This window comes from Nodularia spumigena CCY9414 (assembly GCF_000340565.2).
Classification (GTDB): domain Bacteria; phylum Cyanobacteriota; class Cyanobacteriia; order Cyanobacteriales; family Nostocaceae; genus Nodularia; species Nodularia spumigena.
On the sequence record NZ_CP007203.1, the window covers coordinates 956060 to 979111 of the forward strand.

Annotated in this window: 22 protein-coding genes; 5 read left to right on the forward strand and 17 right to left on the reverse strand. The window is 43.2% G+C overall.

Features of this window, described 5'->3' with window-relative positions; genetic code table 11:
* Window positions 1-71: 71 nt before the first annotated feature.
* From NSP_RS26190 to NSP_RS04275, 3 genes are all read right to left on the reverse strand, one after another.
* A complete protein-coding gene (locus tag NSP_RS26190) occupies window positions 72-212 on the reverse strand; it encodes a hypothetical protein (protein WP_006199090.1) in 141 nt (46 codons plus the stop codon).
* 15 nt (window positions 213-227) lie between these two features.
* Entirely contained in the window at window positions 228-1940 is a 1713-nt protein-coding gene (locus tag NSP_RS04270) for a diflavin flavoprotein (protein WP_017803822.1), read from the reverse strand.
* 106 nt (window positions 1941-2046) lie between these two features.
* Entirely contained in the window at window positions 2047-3771 is a 1725-nt protein-coding gene (locus NSP_RS04275; protein ID WP_006198304.1) for a diflavin flavoprotein, read from the reverse strand.
* 111 nt (window positions 3772-3882) lie between these two features.
* On the opposite strand from NSP_RS04275, the gene NSP_RS04280 reads away from it, so the two are divergent.
* Window positions 3883-4707, forward strand: coding sequence for a pantothenate kinase (locus NSP_RS04280; protein WP_006198305.1), 825 nt, complete (start codon window positions 3883-3885; stop codon window positions 4705-4707).
* A 257-nt stretch (window positions 4708-4964) separates the two neighbouring features.
* Here NSP_RS04280 and NSP_RS26195 read toward each other — a convergent pair whose 3' ends face one another.
* The 5 genes from NSP_RS26195 to NSP_RS04290 form a co-directional block, all read right to left on the reverse strand.
* Window positions 4965-5102 carry a hypothetical protein gene (locus tag NSP_RS26195; RefSeq protein WP_006198306.1) on the reverse strand — a complete coding sequence of 46 codons (138 nt, stop codon included), beginning with the start codon at window positions 5100-5102 and terminating at the stop codon, window positions 4965-4967.
* Between the two features lie 98 nt (window positions 5103-5200).
* Entirely contained in the window at window positions 5201-5338 is a 138-nt protein-coding gene (locus NSP_RS26200) for a hypothetical protein (protein ID WP_017803823.1), read from the reverse strand.
* A gap of 98 nt (window positions 5339-5436) precedes the next feature.
* The gene (locus NSP_RS26205) at window positions 5437-5574 is read right to left on the reverse strand and encodes a hypothetical protein (protein ID WP_006198307.1); all 138 of its coding nucleotides are present in this window, start codon (window positions 5572-5574) and stop codon (window positions 5437-5439) included.
* Between the two features lie 98 nt (window positions 5575-5672).
* The gene (locus NSP_RS04285) at window positions 5673-6494 is read right to left on the reverse strand and encodes an alpha/beta fold hydrolase (protein ID WP_006198308.1); all 822 of its coding nucleotides are present in this window, start codon (window positions 6492-6494) and stop codon (window positions 5673-5675) included.
* Between the two features lie 29 nt (window positions 6495-6523).
* Entirely contained in the window at window positions 6524-7015 is a 492-nt protein-coding gene (locus NSP_RS04290) for an NUDIX domain-containing protein (RefSeq protein WP_006198309.1), read from the reverse strand.
* Between the two features lie 671 nt (window positions 7016-7686).
* Here NSP_RS04290 and NSP_RS26210 point away from each other — a divergent pair.
* The gene (locus tag NSP_RS26210; protein WP_006198310.1) at window positions 7687-7851 is read left to right on the forward strand and encodes a hypothetical protein; all 165 of its coding nucleotides are present in this window, start codon (window positions 7687-7689) and stop codon (window positions 7849-7851) included.
* 229 nt (window positions 7852-8080) lie between these two features.
* On the opposite strand, the gene argH is transcribed toward NSP_RS26210, so the two are convergent.
* The 4 genes from argH to NSP_RS04310 form a co-directional block, all read right to left on the reverse strand.
* Window positions 8081-9466: an argininosuccinate lyase gene (argH, locus tag NSP_RS04295; RefSeq protein WP_006198311.1), complete on the reverse strand. Its 1386-nt coding sequence runs from the start codon at window positions 9464-9466 to the stop codon at window positions 8081-8083.
* Between the two features lie 128 nt (window positions 9467-9594).
* Window positions 9595-9801 (reverse strand): hypothetical protein, encoded by a 207-nt coding sequence (locus tag NSP_RS04300; RefSeq protein ID WP_006198312.1) that lies wholly within the window; start codon window positions 9799-9801, stop codon window positions 9595-9597.
* 112 nt (window positions 9802-9913) lie between these two features.
* On the reverse strand, window positions 9914-10702 hold the full coding sequence (larB, locus tag NSP_RS04305; protein ID WP_006198313.1) for a nickel pincer cofactor biosynthesis protein LarB: 789 nt from the start codon (window positions 10700-10702) through the stop codon (window positions 9914-9916).
* Between the two features lie 72 nt (window positions 10703-10774).
* Window positions 10775-12559, reverse strand: a complete 1785-nt coding sequence (locus tag NSP_RS04310; RefSeq protein WP_006198314.1) for an ABC transporter substrate-binding protein — start codon at window positions 12557-12559, stop codon at window positions 10775-10777.
* A gap of 211 nt (window positions 12560-12770) precedes the next feature.
* On the opposite strand from NSP_RS04310, the gene NSP_RS04315 reads away from it, so the two are divergent.
* Entirely contained in the window at window positions 12771-14009 is a 1239-nt protein-coding gene (locus tag NSP_RS04315) for an RNA-guided endonuclease InsQ/TnpB family protein (RefSeq protein ID WP_006198315.1), read from the forward strand.
* A gap of 13 nt (window positions 14010-14022) precedes the next feature.
* On the opposite strand, the gene ispF is transcribed toward NSP_RS04315, so the two are convergent.
* The gene (gene ispF, locus NSP_RS04320) at window positions 14023-14508 is read right to left on the reverse strand and encodes a 2-C-methyl-D-erythritol 2,4-cyclodiphosphate synthase (RefSeq protein ID WP_042202846.1); all 486 of its coding nucleotides are present in this window, start codon (window positions 14506-14508) and stop codon (window positions 14023-14025) included.
* A gap of 114 nt (window positions 14509-14622) precedes the next feature.
* Window positions 14623-15330 carry a tRNA (guanosine(37)-N1)-methyltransferase TrmD gene (trmD, locus tag NSP_RS04325; protein ID WP_006198317.1) on the reverse strand — a complete coding sequence of 236 codons (708 nt, stop codon included), beginning with the start codon at window positions 15328-15330 and terminating at the stop codon, window positions 14623-14625.
* A 629-nt stretch (window positions 15331-15959) separates the two neighbouring features.
* Here trmD and NSP_RS04335 point away from each other — a divergent pair.
* A complete protein-coding gene (locus NSP_RS04335; protein ID WP_006198318.1) occupies window positions 15960-16823 on the forward strand; it encodes a cyanophycinase in 864 nt (287 codons plus the stop codon).
* 213 nt (window positions 16824-17036) lie between these two features.
* On the forward strand, window positions 17037-19739 hold the full coding sequence (gene cphA / locus NSP_RS04340) for a cyanophycin synthetase (protein ID WP_042202841.1): 2703 nt from the start codon (window positions 17037-17039) through the stop codon (window positions 19737-19739).
* A 40-nt stretch (window positions 19740-19779) separates the two neighbouring features.
* Here cphA and tatA read toward each other — a convergent pair whose 3' ends face one another.
* Genes tatA through NSP_RS04355 form a run of 3 tightly spaced genes read right to left on the reverse strand, consistent with a single transcriptional unit; the run spans window position 19780 to window position 23014 of the window.
* On the reverse strand, window positions 19780-19956 hold the full coding sequence (gene tatA / locus NSP_RS04345; RefSeq protein ID WP_006198320.1) for a twin-arginine translocase TatA/TatE family subunit: 177 nt from the start codon (window positions 19954-19956) through the stop codon (window positions 19780-19782).
* Between the two features lie 41 nt (window positions 19957-19997).
* The gene (locus NSP_RS04350) at window positions 19998-21389 is read right to left on the reverse strand and encodes a serine/threonine protein kinase (RefSeq protein ID WP_006198321.1); all 1392 of its coding nucleotides are present in this window, start codon (window positions 21387-21389) and stop codon (window positions 19998-20000) included.
* Between the two features lie 35 nt (window positions 21390-21424).
* A complete protein-coding gene (locus NSP_RS04355) occupies window positions 21425-23014 on the reverse strand; it encodes a serine/threonine protein kinase (RefSeq protein ID WP_017803825.1) in 1590 nt (529 codons plus the stop codon).
* Window positions 23015-23052: the final 38 nt, after the last annotated feature.

The window sequence follows — 23052 nt, forward strand, 5'->3', positions numbered from 1 at the left end:
GTTGATTTTTTCCTAAAATATATATTGATTTTTGTCAATATAAGTATAGTTTTGTCTATGAAATTGTCAACTTAGGACTTGCTCATCTCATTAGTGACAACCAACAACGGTTGATTATTTGGGCTATCTGTAGCAAAGATAAAAAGTAAACCTTCTGGGGCTAAGTCCTTGACATCTGGGTTAACATCCCCATTCACCAAAGTTGTTTCCACAGTGACGGTCGATGTCTAATAATGACTTCCGGTTTTACGTTGATGCACAGCTGTCACACCATCTTTATTTAAGACTTTGCCATTATCCACAGTGGCATAAACCAGCCAATGATCACCCGATTCTAACCGACCTTTGACAGAACATTCCAAATATGCTAGGGCATCTGTAAGGATGGGAGAACCACTTTCACTTTCCTCAGTAGCGACATCACCAAATCGGTCTTGTCCTGGGGCAAAAGGTTTGAGAAAATGTTTCATTAAGCCTATATGCTTGCCTTCTGGGAGAATATTGAGGACAAATTTATTTCCTGAGTGCATGAGCGTTTCTAAAGCCCGGTCTTTCGCTACAGCTATGGTTAAACCAGGAGGATTAAAGCTAGCTTGAGACACCCAAGAAGCTAACATGGCGCTGGATATATCCCCTTCTTTGGCTGTAACGACGCTCAGAGAACCCACAATGCGCCCCACGGCTTGTTCTACATTTGTGGCTGGTTGGCTGGGAACACGGACTTTTTTAGCTTTTTTCAGCGCTTGGGCAAAATCGGTTCCGGCTTCTTCACACAATTGTAAGGTGACATCATCGGGTTTGAATTTGACCCGAATGGCATCAAAACCGAATCTGTAGCCAGCGTCTTTGAGTTTGCTTTCAATTAAATCAACGGCTTCACCACTCCAGCCAAAGGAACCAAACACCCCAGCTAGTTGATTATTTGTCGCAGTAGAGAGGACAATTCCTAAAGCTGTTTGCACTGGTGTAGGTGCGTGACCGCCAAGAGTAGGTGAACCGATGACGAAACCGGCAGATTTTTCTACAGCAGCGCGGATTTCTTCGGGTTCTGTAAATTCACAGTTAATTGATTCTACTCCTACACCAGCTTTAGTAATACCACGAGCGATCGCCTGTGCTAATGTCGCTGTATTTCCATAAGCCGATGCATAAATCAGCGCCACTGTCAAGTCAGCCGCCGCTTGTTGTTGAATCCATTGCCGATAAGCTTTAGTTAGTTCGATTAAGCCATAACGGACTATGGGGCCATGTCCAGTAGCATACATTCTGATGGGTAAATCAGCCAGTTTATCTAAAGCTGTTTCTACTTGACGCGCATGGGGAGCCATCAGACAATCAAAATAATAGCGTCGGTCTTCGTTGATTGTTTCCCAGCCTTCATCAAATACCTGATCTCCACAAATATGCGCCCCAAATAGCTTATCTGAGTAAAGAATTTCTGTTTGTGGGTCGTATGTGCAGAGTTGGTCTGCATAACGGGGGTTAGGGGTGGGAATGAACTGTAAATCATGTCCTTTACCTAAATTCAGGGTTTCTTCCCCCCGCATGACGATAATTGGTAAATCCTGATTTTCTAAAATATCCCGTAAATTTTTAGCCCCAGGATTAGAACAAACAAAGGTAATCTGTGGTGCTAGTTCTAATAAAGCCTTAAGAGTGGCGGCGCGGTTGGGATTAATATGACCCAGAATTACATAATCAATGGTGGTTACATCCATCCGTTGCTGTAATGCTTCTTTGTAAATTTGGGAAAATGTTTCTCCTGGAGGGTCAATCAGAGCAATTTTATCGCCTTGAATTTTATAAGAATTGGCAGTTGTACCTTTGGCTAAAGCATATTCAATTTCAAATCTCAGTCTTGACCAACTGCGCGATCGCATGACTGTGGTATCTGTAGCAATGGGAAGAACTTGAACATCACGGGGTTTATTTATTGACATAGCCTTTGGGTGTGAGGAATCAGGAAGTTTTTATCTCACGCAAAGGCGCAAAGGCGCAAAGACGCGGAAATTTTCTTTGTACCTTGGCCTTTGTCGGTGAAGTAACTTAATAATGGTTGCCGACTTTACGATGATGAACTGCTGTGAGTGCTTCTGGTTTGGATACTCGCCCTTCGTAAACGTTGCTATATACTGCCCAGTGGTCGCCACAGTCCATCCTACTTACAACTTCACACTCCATGTAGGCTAAAGCATCGGCGAGGATGGGAGCGCCGTTTTGGGCGGGCTGAGTTCTCACACCTTCAAAGCGGTCAGCACCGGGGGCGAACCTCTTTAAGAAGTGTCTCATCAGGGTTTGGTAGTTACCTTCTTCTAAGACGTTGAGGACAAAGCGATCGCCTACTTGCATCAGTGATTCAATTGCTCTATCCTTAGCTACTGCAATGGATAATCCCATCGGTTTGAAGCTGGCTTGAGAAACCCAGGAGGCTAGCATGGCACTGGATACATCGCCTTTTTTGGCGGTAATAATATATAATCCCCCACTGATTCTACCTAGTGCTTTGTCTAGGTCTGCACCTAGAGATTTCATCGCTTTGATGCTGCGATCGCGTGTTACCCATTGTCCCAAGTCTGTACCCGCTTCTTCACAAAGTTGGTAAGTATTTTCTGTGGGGGTTTGTTTAATCCGAATCGCTGGAAAAACTGTGGTTAAACCCAAGTTGCGAAATTTATTCAGCAGAGTATCTATAGGTTCGTCATCTCCTCCGCCTGTTTCAAATATGCCAATGGCTTGTTTTTCTTTGGCAGATCCAATAATTGTACTGAGTGCTGTTTGGATATTAGCATTACTGACCGCCGGCGGTGTACCCACGACAATTCCTGTACAACGGCTGACTAATTCCCGCAGTTCTTGTAAATCTACCCCTGAACCCAAGTCCACAATTTCCACAGCGACATCAGTTTTATTGATACCTTTGGCTATGGCTTGTGCCAGGCGATCGCTATATCCGTATTCTGAAACGTAAAATATCCCAATAGCGGTTTCAGGTTTGCTTTGGCTTTGGCTCCAAGTGCGGTAACGTCCAGTTAGTTCTTCGACGTTGTGAGATAATAAGGGACCGTGACCAGTGGCAATCATCTCAATGGTTTTCAGTTCACCCATCCGCTTCAGAGCAGATAAAACCGATCTGGCATTTGGTCCCATTAAGCACTCGTAGTAATATTTAAAATCTGCTTCAATCGCTGCTAAATCTTCATCAAAGGTGCTATCTGAGCAGTAATGCAGCCCAAAAGCATCACAGGTGTAGAGAATTTTGGTTTTATGGTCGAAGCTGAATATAGTATCTGGCCAGTGTAAATTAGGAGCAATCACAAATTCAAATTCGTGACCATTGCCTAAATCTAAGCGATCGCCATTTTTGACAATTTGGCGTTTAAAGGGCTGATGGACGAGATTTTCCAGAAACTGAATTGCTACCTTAGAAGCCACAACGGTGATATCTGGAGCCATTTGCAGCAAATCTTTGACTAAGCCGCTATGATCTGGCTCTGTGTGGCTGATAATTAAATAATCAATTTCTGTAGGATTGATTAATCCTGTGAGAGTATCAAAATATAACTGGCGAAACTTTTCGTGAGAAGTGTCAACTAAGGCAGTTTTTTCACCGCGAATCAGAAACGAGTTATAGGTTGTACCGTTTTGTAAACCAAACTCAATATCAAAGCGATCGCGATCCCAGTCTAAAGACCGAATTGCGATAGTTTCTTGAGCAATCTTCACAGTCTCTATGGTGAGCCGTTTTTCAGTTCTTTCGGTGAGTGCTACCATAGTTGGCCTCCTTGACACAATGAGTATATTTTTCCCTTGTTTTATTTTGACACGCCTTGAATATTAAGTTTTATTGAAAAATATAATGACTGACTTCAAAAAATTAAAAGTGTGAAACCACAGAGGCGCAGAGGACACAGAGAGAATATTTGGTTAGCGTTGGAAATTGGCAATTCTCGGCTGCACTGGGCGTTATTTACAGGACAAACCCTCAGCGACACTTGGGATACTGACCCTTTTTCCGAATACATAACACAACAACTAGCTCAATGTCAAACATTTAATGATTTACCACCAGAAATTTTTCCTCCCAGTCGCCGTAGGAAAGTAGGCGAAAAAAACTCCCCCCATCCCCCTATTTTTTTAGCCTCTGTTGTTCCCCAACAAACTGCACTTTGGGAAACTCACCCTCATGTGCGCGTGATTACCTTGGAACAAATTCCCTTATTAAATATGTACCCCACTTTGGGAATTGACCGAGCGCTGGCTTTGTGGGGTGCTGGAAAAACTTGGGGTTTTCCTATGCTGGTAATTGATGCTGGAACTGCACTCACTTTTACAGGTGCGGATGCTAAAAAGTCTTTGGTGGGAGGTGCAATTCTGCCGGGACTGGGTTTACAATTTAGTAGTCTGGGTGAAAAAACCGGACAATTACCACATTTAGAAACAGAAATTAGCTCTTTACCTCCACGCTTTGCCCTGAATACAACAGAAGCAATTCAAAGTGGAATTATTTACACTTTGTTAGCTGGAATTAAAGATTTTGTTACAGCCTGGGAGCAGTTATTTCCAGAGAGCAAAATTGTCATTAAAGGAGGCGATCGCATCTTACTACTAAACTATCTCCAAATACAATTCCCCGAAATTGCCGCCCATTTAATTATGGAACCCAATTTAATTTTCTGGGGAATGCGGGAAATCATCACAGAGCATTAAATTCTCCCCTCTCCTTAATTCTCCCCTCTCCTTACTAAGGAGAGGGGCTGGGGGTGAGGTTCTTTATTTGATTAAATCCCCATTCCTAAAAACTTTCATTAGCCGTGATAAAATTCTGAATATCCCTACTTTAGCAAGCAGGAGAATGCGGGAAAACATCACAGAGCATTAAATTCTCCCCTCTCCTTAATTCTCCCCTCTCCTTACTAAGGAGAGGGGCTGGGGGTGAGGTTCTTTATTTGATTAAATCCCCATTCCTAAAAACTTTCATTAGCCGTGATAAAATTCTGAATATCCCTAGCTAAAATCCCAGGACAACAACCAGGTAAATCATTTCCGGCGTGAGCAATGATTTGCAACTCAACTTTAGCAAGCAGGAGAATGCGGGAAAACATCACAGAGCATTAAATTCTCCCCTCTCCTTAATTCTCCCCTCTCCTTAGTAAGGAGAGGGGCTGGGGGTGAGGTTCTTTATTTGATTAAATCCCCATTCCTAAAAACTTTCATTAGCCGTGATAAAATTCTGAATATCCCTAGCTAAAATCCCAGGACAACAACCAGGTAAATCATTTCCGGCGTGAGCAATGATTTGCAACTCAAGTTTAGCAAGCAGGAGAATGCGGGAAAACATCACAGAGCATTAAATTCTCCCCTCTCCTTAATTCTCCCCTCTCCTTACTAAGGAGAGGGGCTGGGGGTGAGGTTCTTTATTTGATTAAATCCCCATTCCTAAAAACTTGCATTAGCCGTGATAAAATTCTGAATATCCCTAGCTAAAATCCCAGGACAACAACCAGGTAAATCATTTCCGGCGTGAGCAATGATTTGCAACTCAAGTTTAGCAAGCAGGAGAATGCGGGAAAACATCACAGAGCATTAAATTCTCCCCTCTCCTTAATTCTCCCCTCTCCTTACTAAGGAGAGGGGCTGGGGGTGAGGTTCTTTATTTGATTAAATCCCCATTCCTAAAAACTTGCATTAGCCGTGATAAAATTCTGAATATCCCTAGCTAAAATCCCAGGACAACAACCAGGTAAATCATTTCCGGCGTGAGCAATGATTTGCAACTCAACTTTAGGAAGCAGTTGAGTATAAGTTTGACTTTTAACTACAGCATCAAGTAAATCCTGACCACCTTGCAAAATCAAAACTGGAACTTGCATTAAATGCAATCTTTTATCCAAAAACTCGGCTTCAATTTCTGACTGCCGCCTTTGGAATAATAACTGACAGGCATTGGGATATTCTAACAAAACCTGACGCTGACTAAAATCCCTTTCGATTTTTGCTTTCACTCCCGCAATTTTATTTAAAGGTCGAAAAAATTTTAATAGTGTCGATAAAATTGGTGTACGACTGACTAATTTTCGCATTTTACGCGCATATTTTTCTTGTCCTTCTATCCCTACACCTTCTGGCGCTAGTAATACTAAACCACCAACTTGGTCAGGATACTTTAAAGCATAGCTAGCCGCAATCCAACCGCCAAGAGAATAACCTACTAAGTATACTTTTTCTAGTTTCAGAGCTTGAATAAACTCAGCAATACACTCCACCTGTAAATCAATGGAGTGATGAACATGAGGATTTTCTGACTCACCAAACCCTAATAAATCTGGTGACAAACAATGAAAATTATCAGATAATGACTCAACCACTGATACCCATTGACTACTATCATTCCAAGCACCATGTAAAAAAATTACAGGAATTCCTTTACCAGCTTCGCGCCAAAATAATAGCCCTTGAGAGAATTTCCTCCGGGAGTTGCAAAATAGGGTAGCCATTTTAATTTAACGTTAAATCCAAAATCGTTTTACGCCAGTGTTGTCAAGCCATTCAAGTAGTCTTGTAATTGGCGAGTATGGTCATGAGCCATTTTTCCTAGAGGTAAAGAATTAGCTGGAAAAGCCTGGATTTCCATAACCTCCAAGGTATGTTGAATCTCCATTTTCCCTTGAACTTTTGCTTCCACCACAACACAAATTGAATGAATGCGGGGGTCTCTATCAGGTGCTGAGTAAACTCCTACTAAACGGGTAATTTGCACCAACTCCAATCCAGTTTCTTCTATCAATTCTCGGTTGACTGTTTGAGGAATATCCTCTCCCCAGTCCACCATTCCTCCAGGTAACGCCCAGCAGCCATCATCGCGTCGCTTAATCAGCACAATTCTACCATCTGGTAAAATCGGAATTATACTAGCGCCAGTAATGGGATGACGAAAAATGATACCCAGTACCGTTTGTCCTACACGCCATAAATTACGTGTAGACTGAACAACTGTTGCAAAAAAAAACAAAAACATTCAAACTTCAGTGATGTATGTGTGTTGTGTTCTCTAATTTCCTACAATTTTATATAAAATCCATGACTATAGGGTTGATTTTTGTATAACACAAATATGCTAAGAGTTAAAGATTTTATTCTTATATTTCTTGTATATAGTATATCAATCTTCCCATTTGTTGCCAAAATCATGATTGAATTTTAAGTATTTGTTTATACAATAATTTTTAATACATATATTCCTTTTTAGATTAAAAATACTCCGAGTCTGATTACAAGTAGCAGTTAATCTGATATTTCAAGTACAGCATATGAAACATCTAAGCTTATTCTTGTCTTTCTGGGAATAGTTTCCAATAATCTAATTTCTCAATTCCAATTTCTTCAACTTTATGTGAGATTCTGACTCAATTACGAAGACTGGTGTTTTTTATTTTTGCGGGATGGGCGCGATATTTTACCCACACGTCATTGAACTGCTGGTTGAATGCTCGATGAGCAACACCTTGAGACTGGAGACAGGATTCTGGATACTATTGACATAAATCAATTAAATATGATATCCTAGTATACTGTTAAAAGTATGTGGATTACTAAGCTAGGACAAAAGTATATCAATAACATAAGTAGCTGATATTGCTTATGTGATACCTAGTTGCACTTTTTTGTTGTTTATTAAATGAGGTGAACATGGCCAAGCGCCGTAACCCGAAAAAAGAAAAGGCGCTACGGAACCAGGCGTATGCCAGAAAGTTTCGTAAACGGACTACTACAGGAAGAATGCAGAGAAGGTTCCAACAAAGACCTCCGAAGAGTGAGGAAGAAGAGGGCGCAGCAGCAACTGATACTGACTAAGCCACCTATTGAAATCCTTGTTATTTGAATTTTTGAATTTTCAGGGCGTACATATATATTATGTACGCCCTGGTTTGTTAGTGGGGATGGGGCGGTGATTTCCCTACCTCTTATAGTAACCGCCAAGGTGCTTAGGACATGGCAAAAGCCTAAAACCCAGTCACAGCGAGTCTTTGACTTTTGACTTTTGACTTTTGACTTTTGACTTTTGACTTTTGCTATACTTCCCCTATTCAACCATTTGAGCGCGGGCTGTCACAATTGCTTGATTCACCTGTGCAAAACCTGTCCCACCGTAACTGTTGCGTGCTGCTACAACTTGACGGGGGGATATTGCTTCATAGATATCTGTGGCGAATGCGGGATGCAGGTTTTGCCATTCTTCTAAGGTTAAGTCTTTTAACAGTTTACCTGCGGCGATACTGGTTTTGACAACTTTACCGACCAGGTTGTAGGCTTCCCGAAAAGGGACACCCCTAGCGGCGAGATAATCAGCGACATCTGTCGCATTGGAGAAGTCTTCTTCCACTGCTGCTGCTAAACGCTGGGTACGAAATTCTAAGCCTTCGCGCAACAATATTGTCATTGCTTCGAGAGAAGCTTTGATGGTGTGAACGCTATCAAATAAACCTTCTTTATCTTCTTGCAGGTCTTTATTGTATGCCAGGGGTAGCCCTTTCATGATTACCAGCATTGCTTGAAGATGACCAAATACGCGCCCGGTTTTGCCTCGCACCAATTCTGGTACGTCGGGATTTTTCTTTTGGGGCATAATGCTCGAACCCGTGGCGCAGCTATCTTTGAGGGTGACAAAACGAAATTCTTCAGATGACCAAAGAATGATTTCCTCGGAAAGACGGCTGAGGTGAACCATGATTAAGCTCGCAGCACAGAGAAATTCAATGGCAAAATCGCGATCGCTTACTCCATCCAAGCTATTAGCATAAATACTCTCAAAATGCAAGAGTTCGGCTGTGTAATGTCTGTCAATAGGAAAAGTCGTTCCCGCCAATGCACCACACCCCAAAGGCGAAATATTGACTCGGCGGGAAACATCCTCCAGGCGTTCCCAGTCCCGTTGTGCCATTTGGAAATATGCCAGCAGGTGATGAGCTAAACTCAGGGGTTGGGCGCGTTGGAGGTGAGTATAGCCCGGAATCAGAGTTTCAACGTGCTGTTCGGCTATATCTAGCAATACGCCTTGAAATTCTCGCAATTGGCTGCGGATTTGTTGAATTTGGTCGCGCAGATAAAGTCTGGTATCAGTACCTACTTGATCATTGCGCGATCGCGCGGTATGCAGCTTTTTACCCACATCACCCACAATTTCCGTCAATCGCCGTTCCACAGCAAAATGGACATCCTCCGCATCAATTCCCGGCTGAAATTTGCCTTGGCGGTATTCAGAGCGAATTTGTTCTAAACCCACCACCAGTTGTTCACCCTCTGCGGGGGAAATAATCCCTGTGTGAGCCAACATTGTGGCATGAGCTTGAGAACCAGTTAGGTCATATTCGATTAATTCAATATCAAAACCTATACTGGCATTAAAACGAGCGATCGCCGGATGCAATGCTGATTCAAATCGTTGACTCCACGTTTGTTCTTTAGTCATAAATTATTAGGGGAATAGTGAGTGGGAAATGGGGAATAATGATTTAGGAAGACACAAGAGGAATTTATCACTCTTCCTTCTCTCTTGTCCCCTACTCCTCACTCCCTACTCCCCACTCCCCACTCATATCAACCGTAACTTGTAAGACCCCGTAGAACATAACCAACGATCAGACCAATCAACAGCGCCCAGATTTGACCTGTGGTGACAAAGTTATTCCAAGCTTGTTGCATCTGACCTAAAACGTCTGGATCGTTAATGTTTTGAGCTAGCATCGTCAGACTTACTGGCAGTTGCCAAACTAACTGAGATATTACACCGCTAAAGTAGTTCATAACTTGGTAATTTTTGGGTAATGCACTGCAATGGTTAGTAGGCAGGTGTTTTTTTATCCTGATAAACACTGACTATCTATGGAAATCCTAAGTATAACTTAACTGTAGCCACTCAAGATCCAGATGATGCTATCCGTAATTTCTCGGCTGTTCGCAAAATTTGCCCCGCTAAAACAGCAGCACCAAACCCATTATCAATATTCACCACACCCACACCAGATGCACAGGAGTTGAGCATTGTCAATAGGGGAGCTAAACCGCCAAAACTCGCGCCATAACCGATGCTGGTAGGAACAGCAATCACTGGACAATCTGCCAAACCAGCCACAACGCTGGGTAAAGCGCCTTCCATTCCAGCCACAACAATCAGAACTGATGATGATGAAATCAGATGGCGATTACTTAGCAAGCGGTGAATTCCAGCCACACCGACATCCCAAAGACGCTGTACACGAAAGCCAGAAAGTTCTGCTGTCACAGCCGCCTCTTCTGCTACAGCTAAATCAGCCGTACCAGCCGAGATAATACCTATTAACCCGCCAATCTTGGGTTCAATGGTAGGGGGAGTAATCGCACAAATTCGCGCCAATTCGTAATACTGCAAATCTGTAATCTTTGCTTGCAGTGCAGTATAAACTGCTGGTTCAATGCGGGTAGCCATCACCACCGGGTTACGGAGGCGCATCACCTGCATAATTTGAGCAATCTGTACGTCTGTCTTACCTGGCCCCCAAATTACTTCAGGAAAACCAGTTCTGAGTTCGCGATGGTTGTCTATTTTGGCAAACTCACCTACAGGTTCATAAGCTAAATCTTTGAGTGAGTCTAACGCCATATCTGGGGTAAGTTTACCATTGGCAACTGCTTGGAGGAGCGATCGCAAATTTTCAGGTTGAGTCACAGTAATTTTAGATGAGGGGATAGGAAGATGAGGAGGTCAGGAAGTAGAAAATAATGGACAATAGCTATTTAACTACTGGATAACTTTGATTTCATGGATGTTCCAGAATGCGCCTCCCAAAACCGAATATTTTATATTGTCAAATTTATTCCGCACTGCTGACAATGAATAAGGATTAACCAAGTAAATAAACGGTAAATTTTCCTGGGTAATTTTTTGGGTTTCGGCATAAATTTCTTTGCGCTTGGCTTCGTCTAATTCCCTGGCGGCTTGAATGTACAATTCACCAATTCTGGCCTCCCAAGGAGCGACTTCCCAGCCTTCGATGGGCTTTTGTCCGGCTTGGGGTTTTTGGTTAAACATATGTAATCCACCTTCAGGGGCCCAGACATTAGCCCCATTATTCGGTTCTAAACCACCAGTTAATCCTAGTAAAGAAGCATCCCAATCCAAAGTATTACTTAGCTTATCTATGTAAGTATTCCATGCCAAGGGAGTGAAATCAACTTGCATCCCGATTTTGCCTAAATCTTGACTAATTTGCGCTCCCATTGCTTCACGGATTCGATTTCCTGCATTCGTCAGCAAAGTGAAGCGAACCCGGTTATTTTCGGCATCTAATAGTTCCCCTTGGGTATTATATTTAAATCCCACTTTTTTTAGCAATTCCTTCGCTTTTTCGGGATTGTAATCATAGGATTTTAGTCCTTCTTCAGGCGCAAGATAAAAGGGACTCTGGATAGTAATTGGTGAATCTTGAGTTTGACCCAAGCCACGAAAAGTATTATTAATCATGGTTTGGCGGTCAATAGCATAAGCTACAGCCTGCCGAAATTCCACTGTATTAAACCAACTTGATTTGATGGGATCTACTAGCGGTTTACCATCTCTTCTACCTTTGTTGAGATTAAAGAAAACAAAGGATGTCCCAGTCGCTGGTCCCCCATTGTATATTGTGAAATTACCCTGTTTTTCTTGCTTTTTTAACAAAGAAAAGTAATCTGGTGTAACTCCCACAGAATCTAAACTACCAGAACGAAATTGTAGCAATGAAGTATCTGTAGATTCGACAATTGGCCATACTATCCGTTCAATATAAGGTTGAGCTTCTCCTTGTAATCCTTTACGCCAATAGTAGGGGTTGCGCTGGAAAATTACACGTTGACTTGTGTCATAACGCTCTAATTTGTAAGGGCCATTGACAATAATTTCCTCTACAGGAGTATCAACGCCCCACTTTGTGAGAAATATTGGCTTACCTTCTTTGTCTTTTGTCTTTATAGATTCTTTGAGGATATGAGCAGGTAAAATTGGTATTTCTAGAGACCCTAAAAAGGGTGCAAATGGTTCTGGAGTCGTGAATTTAATCCGTCGATTATCGATTTTTTGTACATTAGGTAATGCGCGACTTTCACCAATCCTGAGAATATCTCTAGTATCGGTGGGAATGTCTTCGTTGAAGTAAATATCGTTGTAACTAAAAACAACATCATCTACTGTTAACGGTTCGCCATCAGACCATTTTAAACCCTCTCGTAGGGTAAACACGAACCCCAATTTATCATTGGTAGTTTCCCATGATTTTGCTAAGTTTGGCTCAATTTCACCAGTGATAGGATTTTGGGTAACTAATCCCTCGTAAGTTAAACTAAAAATATTAGGAACTTCTGAACTGAGGGCATAGTTAAAGGTTTTGGGGTCACTGAGAATGCTGTTTACTAACTGCGGTACTTGAGCGGCTGTACTTTTAAAATTAGTCGGATTGCAACCTACAATTGTAATGGCTGTAAACGCCATTATACTGATGATTAACCAAACACGGTTTATGCGATGAGATTTTTTTTTAGTTAATATCATAATTTTTCGTTTATTTTCATGAGCTAACCATTAAATCAATTTACCATGAGCCACCGAATGCCCCTCCCTCAACGAAGTAGGGAGGGGATGAAAGGTGGGTTGAAATCTCCACGTTCTTGAAGCATCGTTTTGCAGAGCAAAACAAGTGAGAGAACAGTGGAGATTTTAACAATTTCTGTGTTATGATTACGCTAGTGAGTTTAGCGTAAAAATGTTGGTATTTGAAGCAAAACTGGAAGGAATGAACGAGCAGTACGGAAAGCTGGATGAAGCTATCCGCACTGCTCGTTTTATTCGTAACAGTTGCGTTCGATACTGGATGGACAATAAAGGCATTGGTAAATACGAGTTGAGCGCATATTGCGCTGTGCTTGCTGCTAATCCTGAGTTTCCTTATGCTGCCAAACTCAACTCGATGGCAAGACAGGCTAGTGCTGAAAGAGCGTGGTCTGCAATCGCTCGATTTTTTGATAATTGCAAAAAAGGTAAGCCAGGTAAAAAGGGATTTCCAAAGTTTAAGAAGCACCAGACACATGGTTCTGTTGAGTACAAAACCTCTGGATGGAAACTTTCTGATGACCGCAGGTACATCACCTTTACTGACGGATTTAAAGCAGGAACCTTCAAACTTTGGGGAACCCGTGACCTGCATTTCTATCAACTCAAACAGTTCAAAAGAGTGCGGGTTGTGCGTCGTGCAGACGGCTATTATTGCCAGTTTTGCATTGATCATGAACGAGTAGAAAGGCGAGAACCAACGGGTAAAACTATTGGTATTGATGTTGGACTGAACCACTTCTACACCGATAGTAACGGGGAAACAATCGCTAATCCTAGACACCTTCGCAAGAGTGAGAAGTCTTTGAGACGGCTGCAACGCCGGATGTCTAAGACTAAAAAGGGTTCCCAGAACAGAATTAAGTTGAGAAATAAACTTGCTCGTAAACACCTCAAAGTAAGTCGCCAGCGTCAAGACTTTGCTGTTAAGACAGCAAGGTGCGTGGTGAGGTCTAACGACCTCGTGGCGTATGAAGATTTGATGGTGCGGAATATGGTCAAGAATCATCGCTTGGCTAAGTCTATTAGTGACGCTTCGTGGTCGCTGTTTCGTGAATGGGTTGAGTATTTTGGCAAAGTGTTTGGCGTGGTGACAGTTGCAGTTCCGCCTCACTACACTTCGCAGAATTGCTCTAACTGTGGCGAGGTTGTCAAAAAGACTCTTAGTACCAGAACTCATGTATGTCCTCACTGTGGGCATACCCAAGATCGTGACTGGAACGCAGCGCGGAACATATTAGAAAAAGCATTAAGTACGGCGGGTCACGTCGGAACTAACGCCTCTGGAGACATCGACCTCTGTTTGGGTGGGGAAACTCCTTCAACTAAGTCGGGTCGTGGAAAGAGGAAGCCTAAAGAGCGATCTTTGGAATCCCCACCCTCTACGAAGTAGGGTGGGGAGGATGTCAATAATCACTGGCTAGTAATAAAATCACCGCATAAGCACATATACCTTCTTCTCGACCAACGGGACCTAATTTTTCGTTAGTAGTAGCTTTGATGCCAATTTGATTTGGTAGTAATTCTAAAACATTCGCTAATTTAGCACGCATTTTTTCAATATGGGGTTTCAATTTGGGGCGTTCTGCTACTACTACCGAGTCAATATTGCCTATCTGCCAACCTTGCTCCCTAATGAGCTGATGTACTTGAGTTAGTAGCACCAAACTATCAGCCCCAGCCCATTGAGGATCACTAGGGGGAAAATAATGACCAATATCCCCTAGGGATAATGCCCCCAACATGGCATCCATAATGGCATGAGTTAGGACATCAGCGTCACTATGCCCCAATAAGCCCAATTCGTGAGGAATTGAAACTCCACCTAAAATTAAAGGGCGATCGCTCACTAACTTGTGAATATCGTAGCCGTTACCAATCCGAATATTCATTGTCATTGGTCATTAGTCATTAGTCATTAGTCATTAGTCATTAGTCATTGGAAAGTTACCGTCTTCTCCCCCCTGCTCCCTGCTCCCTGCTCCCCTGCCTCTTCCCCCCACTCCCTACTCCCCACTCCCCACTCCCCTCTCTTCTTGCCATTTTTGCAGCAAATCGGGGCGGCGATCGCCTGTTCTTTGGATTTGTTGTTCATATCGCCATCGGGCAATTTCGGCATGATTCCCAGATAGCAAGACATCAGGCACTTTCCAGCCGCGAAAATCAGCCGGGCGAGTGTACTGGGGATAATCCAGTAAACCCTCCTCAAAACTTTCTACCTTCAGAGACTCAACTTTGCCCACAGTGCCTGGTAGAAGCCTCACCACGCCATTAAGTAATGCCATTGAGGGAATTTCCCCACCAGTGAGAATAAAATCGCCTAAAGACACCTCACGAGTCACTAAATGCAGTACCCTTTCATCTACCCCCTCGTAATGGCCACAGATCACTACTAGCTGGTCATAATTGCCAGCCAATTCTTTTAACAGAGGTTGATTTATGGTTTGACCTTGGGGACTCATTAAAATGACCTCTCGGCGGGGTAGAGTTGGCAGGGACTCCACAGCAGCAAAGATCGGTTCCGGCTTCATCAACATACCCACGCCACCGCCGTAGGGTTCATCATCAGCTTTATGGTGCTTATCGGTGGTAAAATCTCTGGGATTAACCAAATTTACTTGGGCAATCTGTTTAGCTAAGGCTTTACCCAGCAGCCCAGAAGTTAAAACTGAGGTAAAACAGTCAGGAAAAAGTGTAACTATATCAAAGCGCACAGTAATTCGTATTCGAGAACACTAATCTTAAATTTGAATGTCTAGCAAACACCATCAGTCAATGTAGGATAGAACTACAGATAAGTTTAATCAATAGTGACTAAAAGTACCAGAACTATTGGTTTTAGGTAGGATCAAAAGTTTTTCTAATTACTTAATTTGTGTTTAAATATTGTCACAAGTACATTTAAATTAATAATCTGACTAAGTTAACAACTTCGGTGGCTGCATAGGCCCAGCCTCAAAAAAAGCGTGTTAAGACCTGATGTCCCTCAATACCAGAGGAAAACAGACATTTTTTTCAACGGGGGAAACCCCGCCACACCAAGTGTCAACTCTAGTCTCCCAAGCATTATTTTGCCAGTCTGGAAAAAGTGTAAAGGTGAAAAACAAGGCGCTGGCTTTGAGGAACAGCAACGGCCGCATGAATATTGAGGCTTCTCCTGAGTCGAAGCTGCGCGAATATGTGGATCAGGCAAGAGGTTAAATTGGCAACTTACCTTGATCCTAACTTCAGACAAGTTTCCTCTCACAAAACAAAGTGCAAAAATCATCAGCCTACTGATAGCCTGCGTGGCGATGGCCATACCTTGTTAAATTCACCTGAAGTTGTTGACAGGAGAAACATAATGCCGCAATTAAAAGCTAAATCGCTGGAAATGAGGACACCCCAAGCAACTAAAACCGCCGTTCTAGTTATCGGAGGCGCAGAAGATAAAGTTCATGGACGCGATATCCTCAGAACTTTTGTTGGCCGTGCTGGCGCTAGTAAGGCCTATATTACAATTATTCCATCGGCTTCTCGCGAACCCGCTATCATCGGTAGTAGGTATATTCGCCTGTTTGAAGAAATGGGTGCAGAAAAGGTCGAAATTTTAGACATCCGTGAACGGGAACAGTGTGAAACGTCCCTAGTCAAAGAGTCATTGGAAGCCTGTAGTGGGGTATTTCTCACCGGAGGCGACCAATTACGTCTTTGCGGAGTGCTGTCAGATACGCCAGCAATGGAAATTATCCGACAACGGGTGCGAGCCGGACAGCTGACCCTAGCAGGCACTAGTGCGGGGGCTGCTGTCATGGGACATCACATGATTGCTGGCGGTGGTAGTGGTGAAACTCCAAATCGTTCCTTGGTCGATATGGCAACGGGTTTGGGTTTTATTCCGGAAGTAATTGTTGACCAGCATTTTCACAATCGTAATCGCATGGGTCGCCTGATTAGTGCGATCGCAGCTCATCCTGAGCGTCTAGGTATTGGCATTGATGAAGATACCTGTGCCGTATTTGAACGTGATGGTTGGCTACAAGTTGTGGGTAAAGGCAGTGTCACCATTGTCGATCCCACAGAAGTTACCCATACCAATGAACCTCATGTCGGCGCGAATGAGCCTCTAACTGTGCATAATTTACGACTGCACATCCTCAGCTATGGCGATCGCTTTCACCTGTACCAGAGGACTGTATTGCCTGCGGTGCATCGCATCTCCAGCTGAGGGAATAGAGTATGGTCGGTGACACCTTAGACTGGGCGCATTCAAAGCCTGTGTTGTTACTTGCAGCCGAAGACATCGCTGACTTGGTTTCTTACTGGATAAAAATCACAAGGATACCATGAAAAACAAAAAACTGTTCATAATAAACAGTTTAGCGGTCAATTTCAGTAAGAAACTAGAATTTTGGTTCCGAATCTCCATCTACCTATTCCCATGAGAATCCTCAAGATCCAGACATTACGTGGCCCAAACTACTGGAGCATTCGTCGCCACAAGCTAATCGTCATGCGCCTCGATTTAGAAACCCTTGCCGAGATGCCCTCGAATGAAATCCCTGGCTTTTATGAAGGATTAGTAGAGGCGCTACCAAGTCTGGAGGGTCACTATTGCTCGCCGGGCTGTCGCGGTGGTTTTCTAATGCGGGTCAAAGAAGGCACCATGATGGGTCACATCGTGGAACACGTAGCCTTAGAACTCCAGGAATTAGCTGGAATGCACGTAGGCTTCGGGCGCACCCGTGAAACTGCCACACCTGGAATTTTCCAGGTAGTGATCGAGTACCTGAATGAGGAAGCGGGACGCTACGCTGGACGAGCAGCTGTGCGGCTGTGCCAAAGTATCGTTGATAGAGGTCGTTATCCAAAAGCAGAACTCGAACAAGACATCCTAGACCTAAAAGACCTATGGCGTGAATCTTCTTTAGGGCCTTCCACAGAAGCAATTGTCAAAGAAGCCGAAAAAAGAGGTATCCCCTGGATACAATTGAGCGCCCGCTTTTTGATTCAGATGGGTTACGGCGTGAATCAGAAGCGGATGCAGGCAACCATGACCAATAAAACCGGCATTTTGGGTGTGGAACTAGCTTGCGACAAAGAAGCTACAAAACGCATTCTCGCCGCAGCTGGAGCGCCAGTACCCAGAGGTACGGTAATCAACTTTTTAGACGACCTAGAAGAAGCCATTGAATATGTTGGTGGCTATCCCATTGTCATCAAACCATCAGATGGTAACCACGGACGTGGTATTACCATTGATATTAGAAACTGGGATGAAGCTGAGGCAGCTTACGAAGCAGCTAGACTTGTTTCTCGGTCAATTATTATTGAGCGCTATTACGTTGGGCGAGATCATCGGGTATTAGTTGTAGACGGCAAAGTCGTAGCAGTAGCCGAACGCGTACCAGCTCACGTAGTTGGTAATGGCAGATCCACCATTGGCGACCTGATTTCCGAAACAAACCAAGACCCAAATCGCGGTGAAGGTCATGATAAAATCCTCACCAAAATTGAACTAGATCGCAACAGCTACCAACTGTTAGAAAGGCAAGGTTACACTCTCAATAGCATACCACCAAAGGGAGTAATTTGTTACCTGCGTGCAACAGCTAATTTAAGTACAGGTGGTAGTGCTATAGATCGCACCGATGAAATCCACCCAGAAAATGTTTGGCTGGCACAAAGGATCGTCAAAATTATTGGTTTGGATATCGCCGGACTGGATATTGTCACTACAGATATTAGTCGTCCTCTGCGCGAAATGGATGCTGTGGTTGTGGAAGTGAACGCTGCCCCCGGTTTCCGGATGCACGTTGCCCCCAGTCAAGGAACCCCCCGGAACGTTGCCGGAGCAGTCATGGATATGCTGTTTCCCCACGAACATTCCGCCCTGATTCCGATTTTGAGTGTCACAGGTACTAACGGTAAAACCACTACTACTCGACTGTTAGCACATATCTACAAGCAGACAGGTAAGGTAATAGGATATACAACAACAGATGGGACTTACATCGGTGAATACTTAGTTGAATCTGGAGATAATACAGGGCCGCAAAGCGCCCATGTGATTCTGGAAGACCCAACTGTAGAAGTAGCGGTGCTGGAAACGGCTCGTGGTGGTATTCTCCGCTCTGGGCTAGGGTTTGAAATGGCTAACGTCGGTGTAGTGTTGAACGTAGCAGCCGATCATCTAGGCATAGGCGATATAGATACTATCGATCAGTTAGCTAACCTGAAGAGTGTCGTCGCAGAAGCCGTATTTCCTGATGGCTACGCAGTCCTGAACGCTGATGATCACCGCGTTGCGGCCATGGCAGAAAGAACCAAAGCTAATATTGCCTACTTCACAATGAATCCTGATTCGGAATTGGTGCGGAAGCACGTCCAAAATGGAGGAGTAGCCGCAGTTTATGAAAATGGCTATCTGTCAATTGTCAAAGGTGATTGGACGCACCGCATCGAAAGAGCAGAAAATATTCCCTTGACAATGGGTGGACGTGCGCCGTTTATGATTGCTAATGCTTTAGCAGCTAGTTTGGCAGCCTTTGTCCAAAACGTCACAATAGAGCAGATTCGTGCTGGCTTGAAGACATTCCGTGCTTCGGTGAGTCAAACGCCAGGACGGATGAATTTATTTAATTTAGGGAAATACCACGCTTTAGTAGATTATGCTCACAATCCAGCCAGTTACGAAGCTTTGGGTTCTTTTGTCCGTAATTGGACTACAGGAGAGCGCATTGGCGTAGTTGGTGGTCCTGGCGATCGCCGTGATGAAGATTTTGTCACCTTGGGTAAATTATCAGCAGATATTTTTGACTACATTATTGTCAAAGAAGATGATGATACCAGGGGACGGTCACGGGGATCAGCCGCCAATTTGATTACTCAAGGCATAACCGAAGTTAATCCAAATTGCCGTTATGAGTCGATTTTGGATGAAACCGCCGCCATTAATAAAGCTTTAGATATGGCTCCCGATAACAGTCTGGTGGTAATTTTACCAGAAAGTGTCAATCGAGCGATCAAATTAATCAAGCTGCGCGGTTTAGTGACAGAGGAGGTACAAGAACAAAATACCTCCACGACCATCACAGATAGCCAAAATGGGGTGACATCTTCTGTAATCAATACTTTACTTTAGTCACACAGTAGAGACGGGGTTATCGCGTCTCTACCATTGGCTATTGCTTTTCTTGTTCAGCAGTAGTTTCATCATCATCATCAGAGTTCAATTCTTCCTTAAAACCCCGTAAGGTTTTACCCAGTGCATTTCCCAATTCAGGAATCTTTTTAGGGCCAAAAATGACAATGGCGACTATGGCAATTATCACTACTTCCGGCAATCCCAGTCCAAACATAATGTCTTGCCTGTTAAGGGTCTATAAAGATTAAATTAGCATTATCTGGTAATTTCCATACTTAACCAATCACTTAATTCATGGGCTAGCCATTCCAGTTCCGCTTCAGATTGAATAGCACCAGAATTGACACTAAGCGGGTATTTTTTTACTCCTGCCCAAATCTCTAACTGCGCCGGCACGGGAGTCTTATGACCTTCAGAGTCTTTAGTAAAATGTCTAGGCAAATAAACAAGTTTCGTAATGTTGCTTCTGGGGGCTGGTCGGGGACGATGAAATTTAAATCCTAATAACTCATATCTCAAGGAAATTTGCTGCTGATCCAAGCTCAGTCTAATGTTGCCAAATAAACCCAGCAATAAAGTCATCAACATAGAAAGGCCAACCCCCCAAAAGGGAAGTGAGAACAAAGCAAAGGGGAGGTTAGCAGGAAAAGGGGCTAAAAGAGCGCCAACTGTCCAAAAGAAGATAAAGGAATTCCAGGCGATCGCAAATAACGCTGTAAATAACATCGACGGCTTAAAGCCAACTGGTGGAATCAAAATTTCTAAATAATCCCAATTTTTAGTGAGTTGAATTTTACTCCCAGCAGGTTTGACAATATTTAAAGCGTATGGAGTGTTCAAGTCTGACTGATTCAAAGCTTTTAAAGCTTCCTCAGCAGAACTTAGCCGCCGTTCCAAACTTGGTTCAGTCATCCACTGTAACCAGCGAGTTAAACCGGGACTCAGATGAGTTAGTTGCTCAAATTGAATGCGAAAATCTTTTTGGGGTAAATCGGCGGGATGCTTTCCTGTGATTAAATAAATTAAAGTTGCACCTAAACTATAAAGGTCAGAAGCCAGAACTGTTCGCCCACCAAATTGCTCTGGAGGCATATAACCATAAGTTCCCACCACAGTCCTTGTCCCCCCTTCAGCCGCAAGGACAGTTTGTACCGAGCCAAAATCCACTAGGTAAACTTGACCAACACTATTCCCAGAACGCTCACCCAATAAAATATTGCTAGGCTTAAGATCACGGTGAATCACAGCCGGATGTAACCCATGTAGATAAATCAGAATTTCTAAAACGGCTGTGGCGACTTGTTTAACTTCAGCTTCGGTAAAAGTCCGCCCAGCTTGTAGATATTGCTCTAAGGTTTGCGCGGGGATATAACTTTGTACTAAAGCAAATCCTTTAATAGTAGGTGAATTTACTTCAAAATAGTCTAAATAGCGAGGAATGGCGGGATGAGACAAAGATTTTAAGGTTTCGGCTTCACGCTCAAACAGCTTCAGATCATCCCATTCAAAGTCACTGTTAAACGAGAGTAACTTGATGACTACCAATTCCCCAGTTACTTGATCCTTAGCTAATAGCGATCGCCGCCCTGATTTCTTGCCCAATAGCTGCTGGACTTCGTAGCGGTGGTCTAAGATTTCGCTGACCATGATGATTGCTGATAACGCTAGATTTAAAACACTACTTATTGGGTTATTTCTAAGCTTAACCAATTACTTAATTCATGGGCTAGCCATTCCAGTTCCGCTTCAGATTGAATACTACCAGAATTGACATTAAGCTGATACTTTTGTACTCCCGCCCAAATCTCTAACTGCGCCGGCACAGGAATTATATCACCTTGAGAGTCTTTAGTAAAGTGTCTAGGCAAATAAACAAGTTTCGTAATATGGCTTCTGGGGGCTGGTTGGGGACGATGAAATTGGAATGGGAATAGCTCATATGCCAAGGAAATTTCCTGGTCATCTAAGCTCAGTCTAATATTGCCAAATAAATCAAACAATAAATTCCATAACATGAAAAGGCCAGCCCACAGAAAAACAAGTAAGATCACAAGAGGAATTATGTTTTCAGGAAAAGAGACAAAAAGCAAGGCAATTATAAACAAGAGGATAAAGGAGTTCCAGACAATCACAAAAAAACCTGTGGATAGCATCGATGGCTTAAAGCCAACTGGTGGAATCAAAATTTCTAAATAATCCCAATTCTTGGTGAGTTGAATTTTACTCCCAGCAGGTTTGACAATATTTAAAGCATAGGGACTGCTCAAGTCTGACTCATTCAAAGCTTTCAACGCTTCCACAGCAGAACTAAACCGCCGTTCCAAACTTGGTTCAGTCATCGACTGTAACCAACGAGTTAAACGATGACCCCAATTCTTGGTGAGTTGAATTTTACTCCCAGCAGGTTTGACAATATTTAAAGCATAGGGACTGCTCAAATCTGACTCATTCAAAGCGTTTAAAGCTTCCACAGCAGAACTAAACCGCCGTTCCAAACTTGGTTCAGTCATCCACTGTAACCAGCGAGTTAAACCGGGACTCAGATGAGTTAGTTGCTCAAATTGAATGCGAAAATCTTTTTGAGGTAAATCGGCGGGATGCTTTCCTGTGATTAAATAAATTAAAGTTGCACCTAAACTATAAAGGTCAGAAGCCCGAACTGTTCGCCCACCAAATTGCTCTGGAGGCATATAACCATAAGTTCCCACTACAGTTCTCGTTCCCCCTTCAGCCGCAAGGACAGTTTGTACTGAACCAAAATCTACTAGGTAAACTTGACCAACACTATTCCCAGAACGCTCACCCAATAAAATATTGCTAGGCTTAAGATCACGGTGAATCACAGCCGGATGTAACCCATGTAGATAAATCAGAATTTCTAAAACGGCTGTGGCGACTTGTTTAACTTCAGCTTCGGTAAAAGTCCGCCCAGCTTGTAGATATTTTTCTAAGGTTTGCGCCGGGATGTAACTCTGTACTAAAGCAAATCCTTTAATAGTAGGTGAATTTACTTCAAAATAGTCTAAATAGCGAGGAATGGCGGGATGAGACAAAGATTTTAAGGTTTCGGCTTCACGCTCAAACAGCTTCAGATCATCCCATTCAAAGTCACTGTTAAACGAAAGTAACTTAACAACTACCAATTCCCCAGTGACTTGATCTTTAGCTAATAGCGATCGCCGCCCTGATTTTTTGCCCAATAGCTGCTGGACTTCGTAGCGTGAAGCGAAGCTATCGCCTTGAGGCGAATCGCCTAAGATTTCGCTGACCATGATGATTGCTGATAACGCTGTGTTTAAACGCTTTTTTA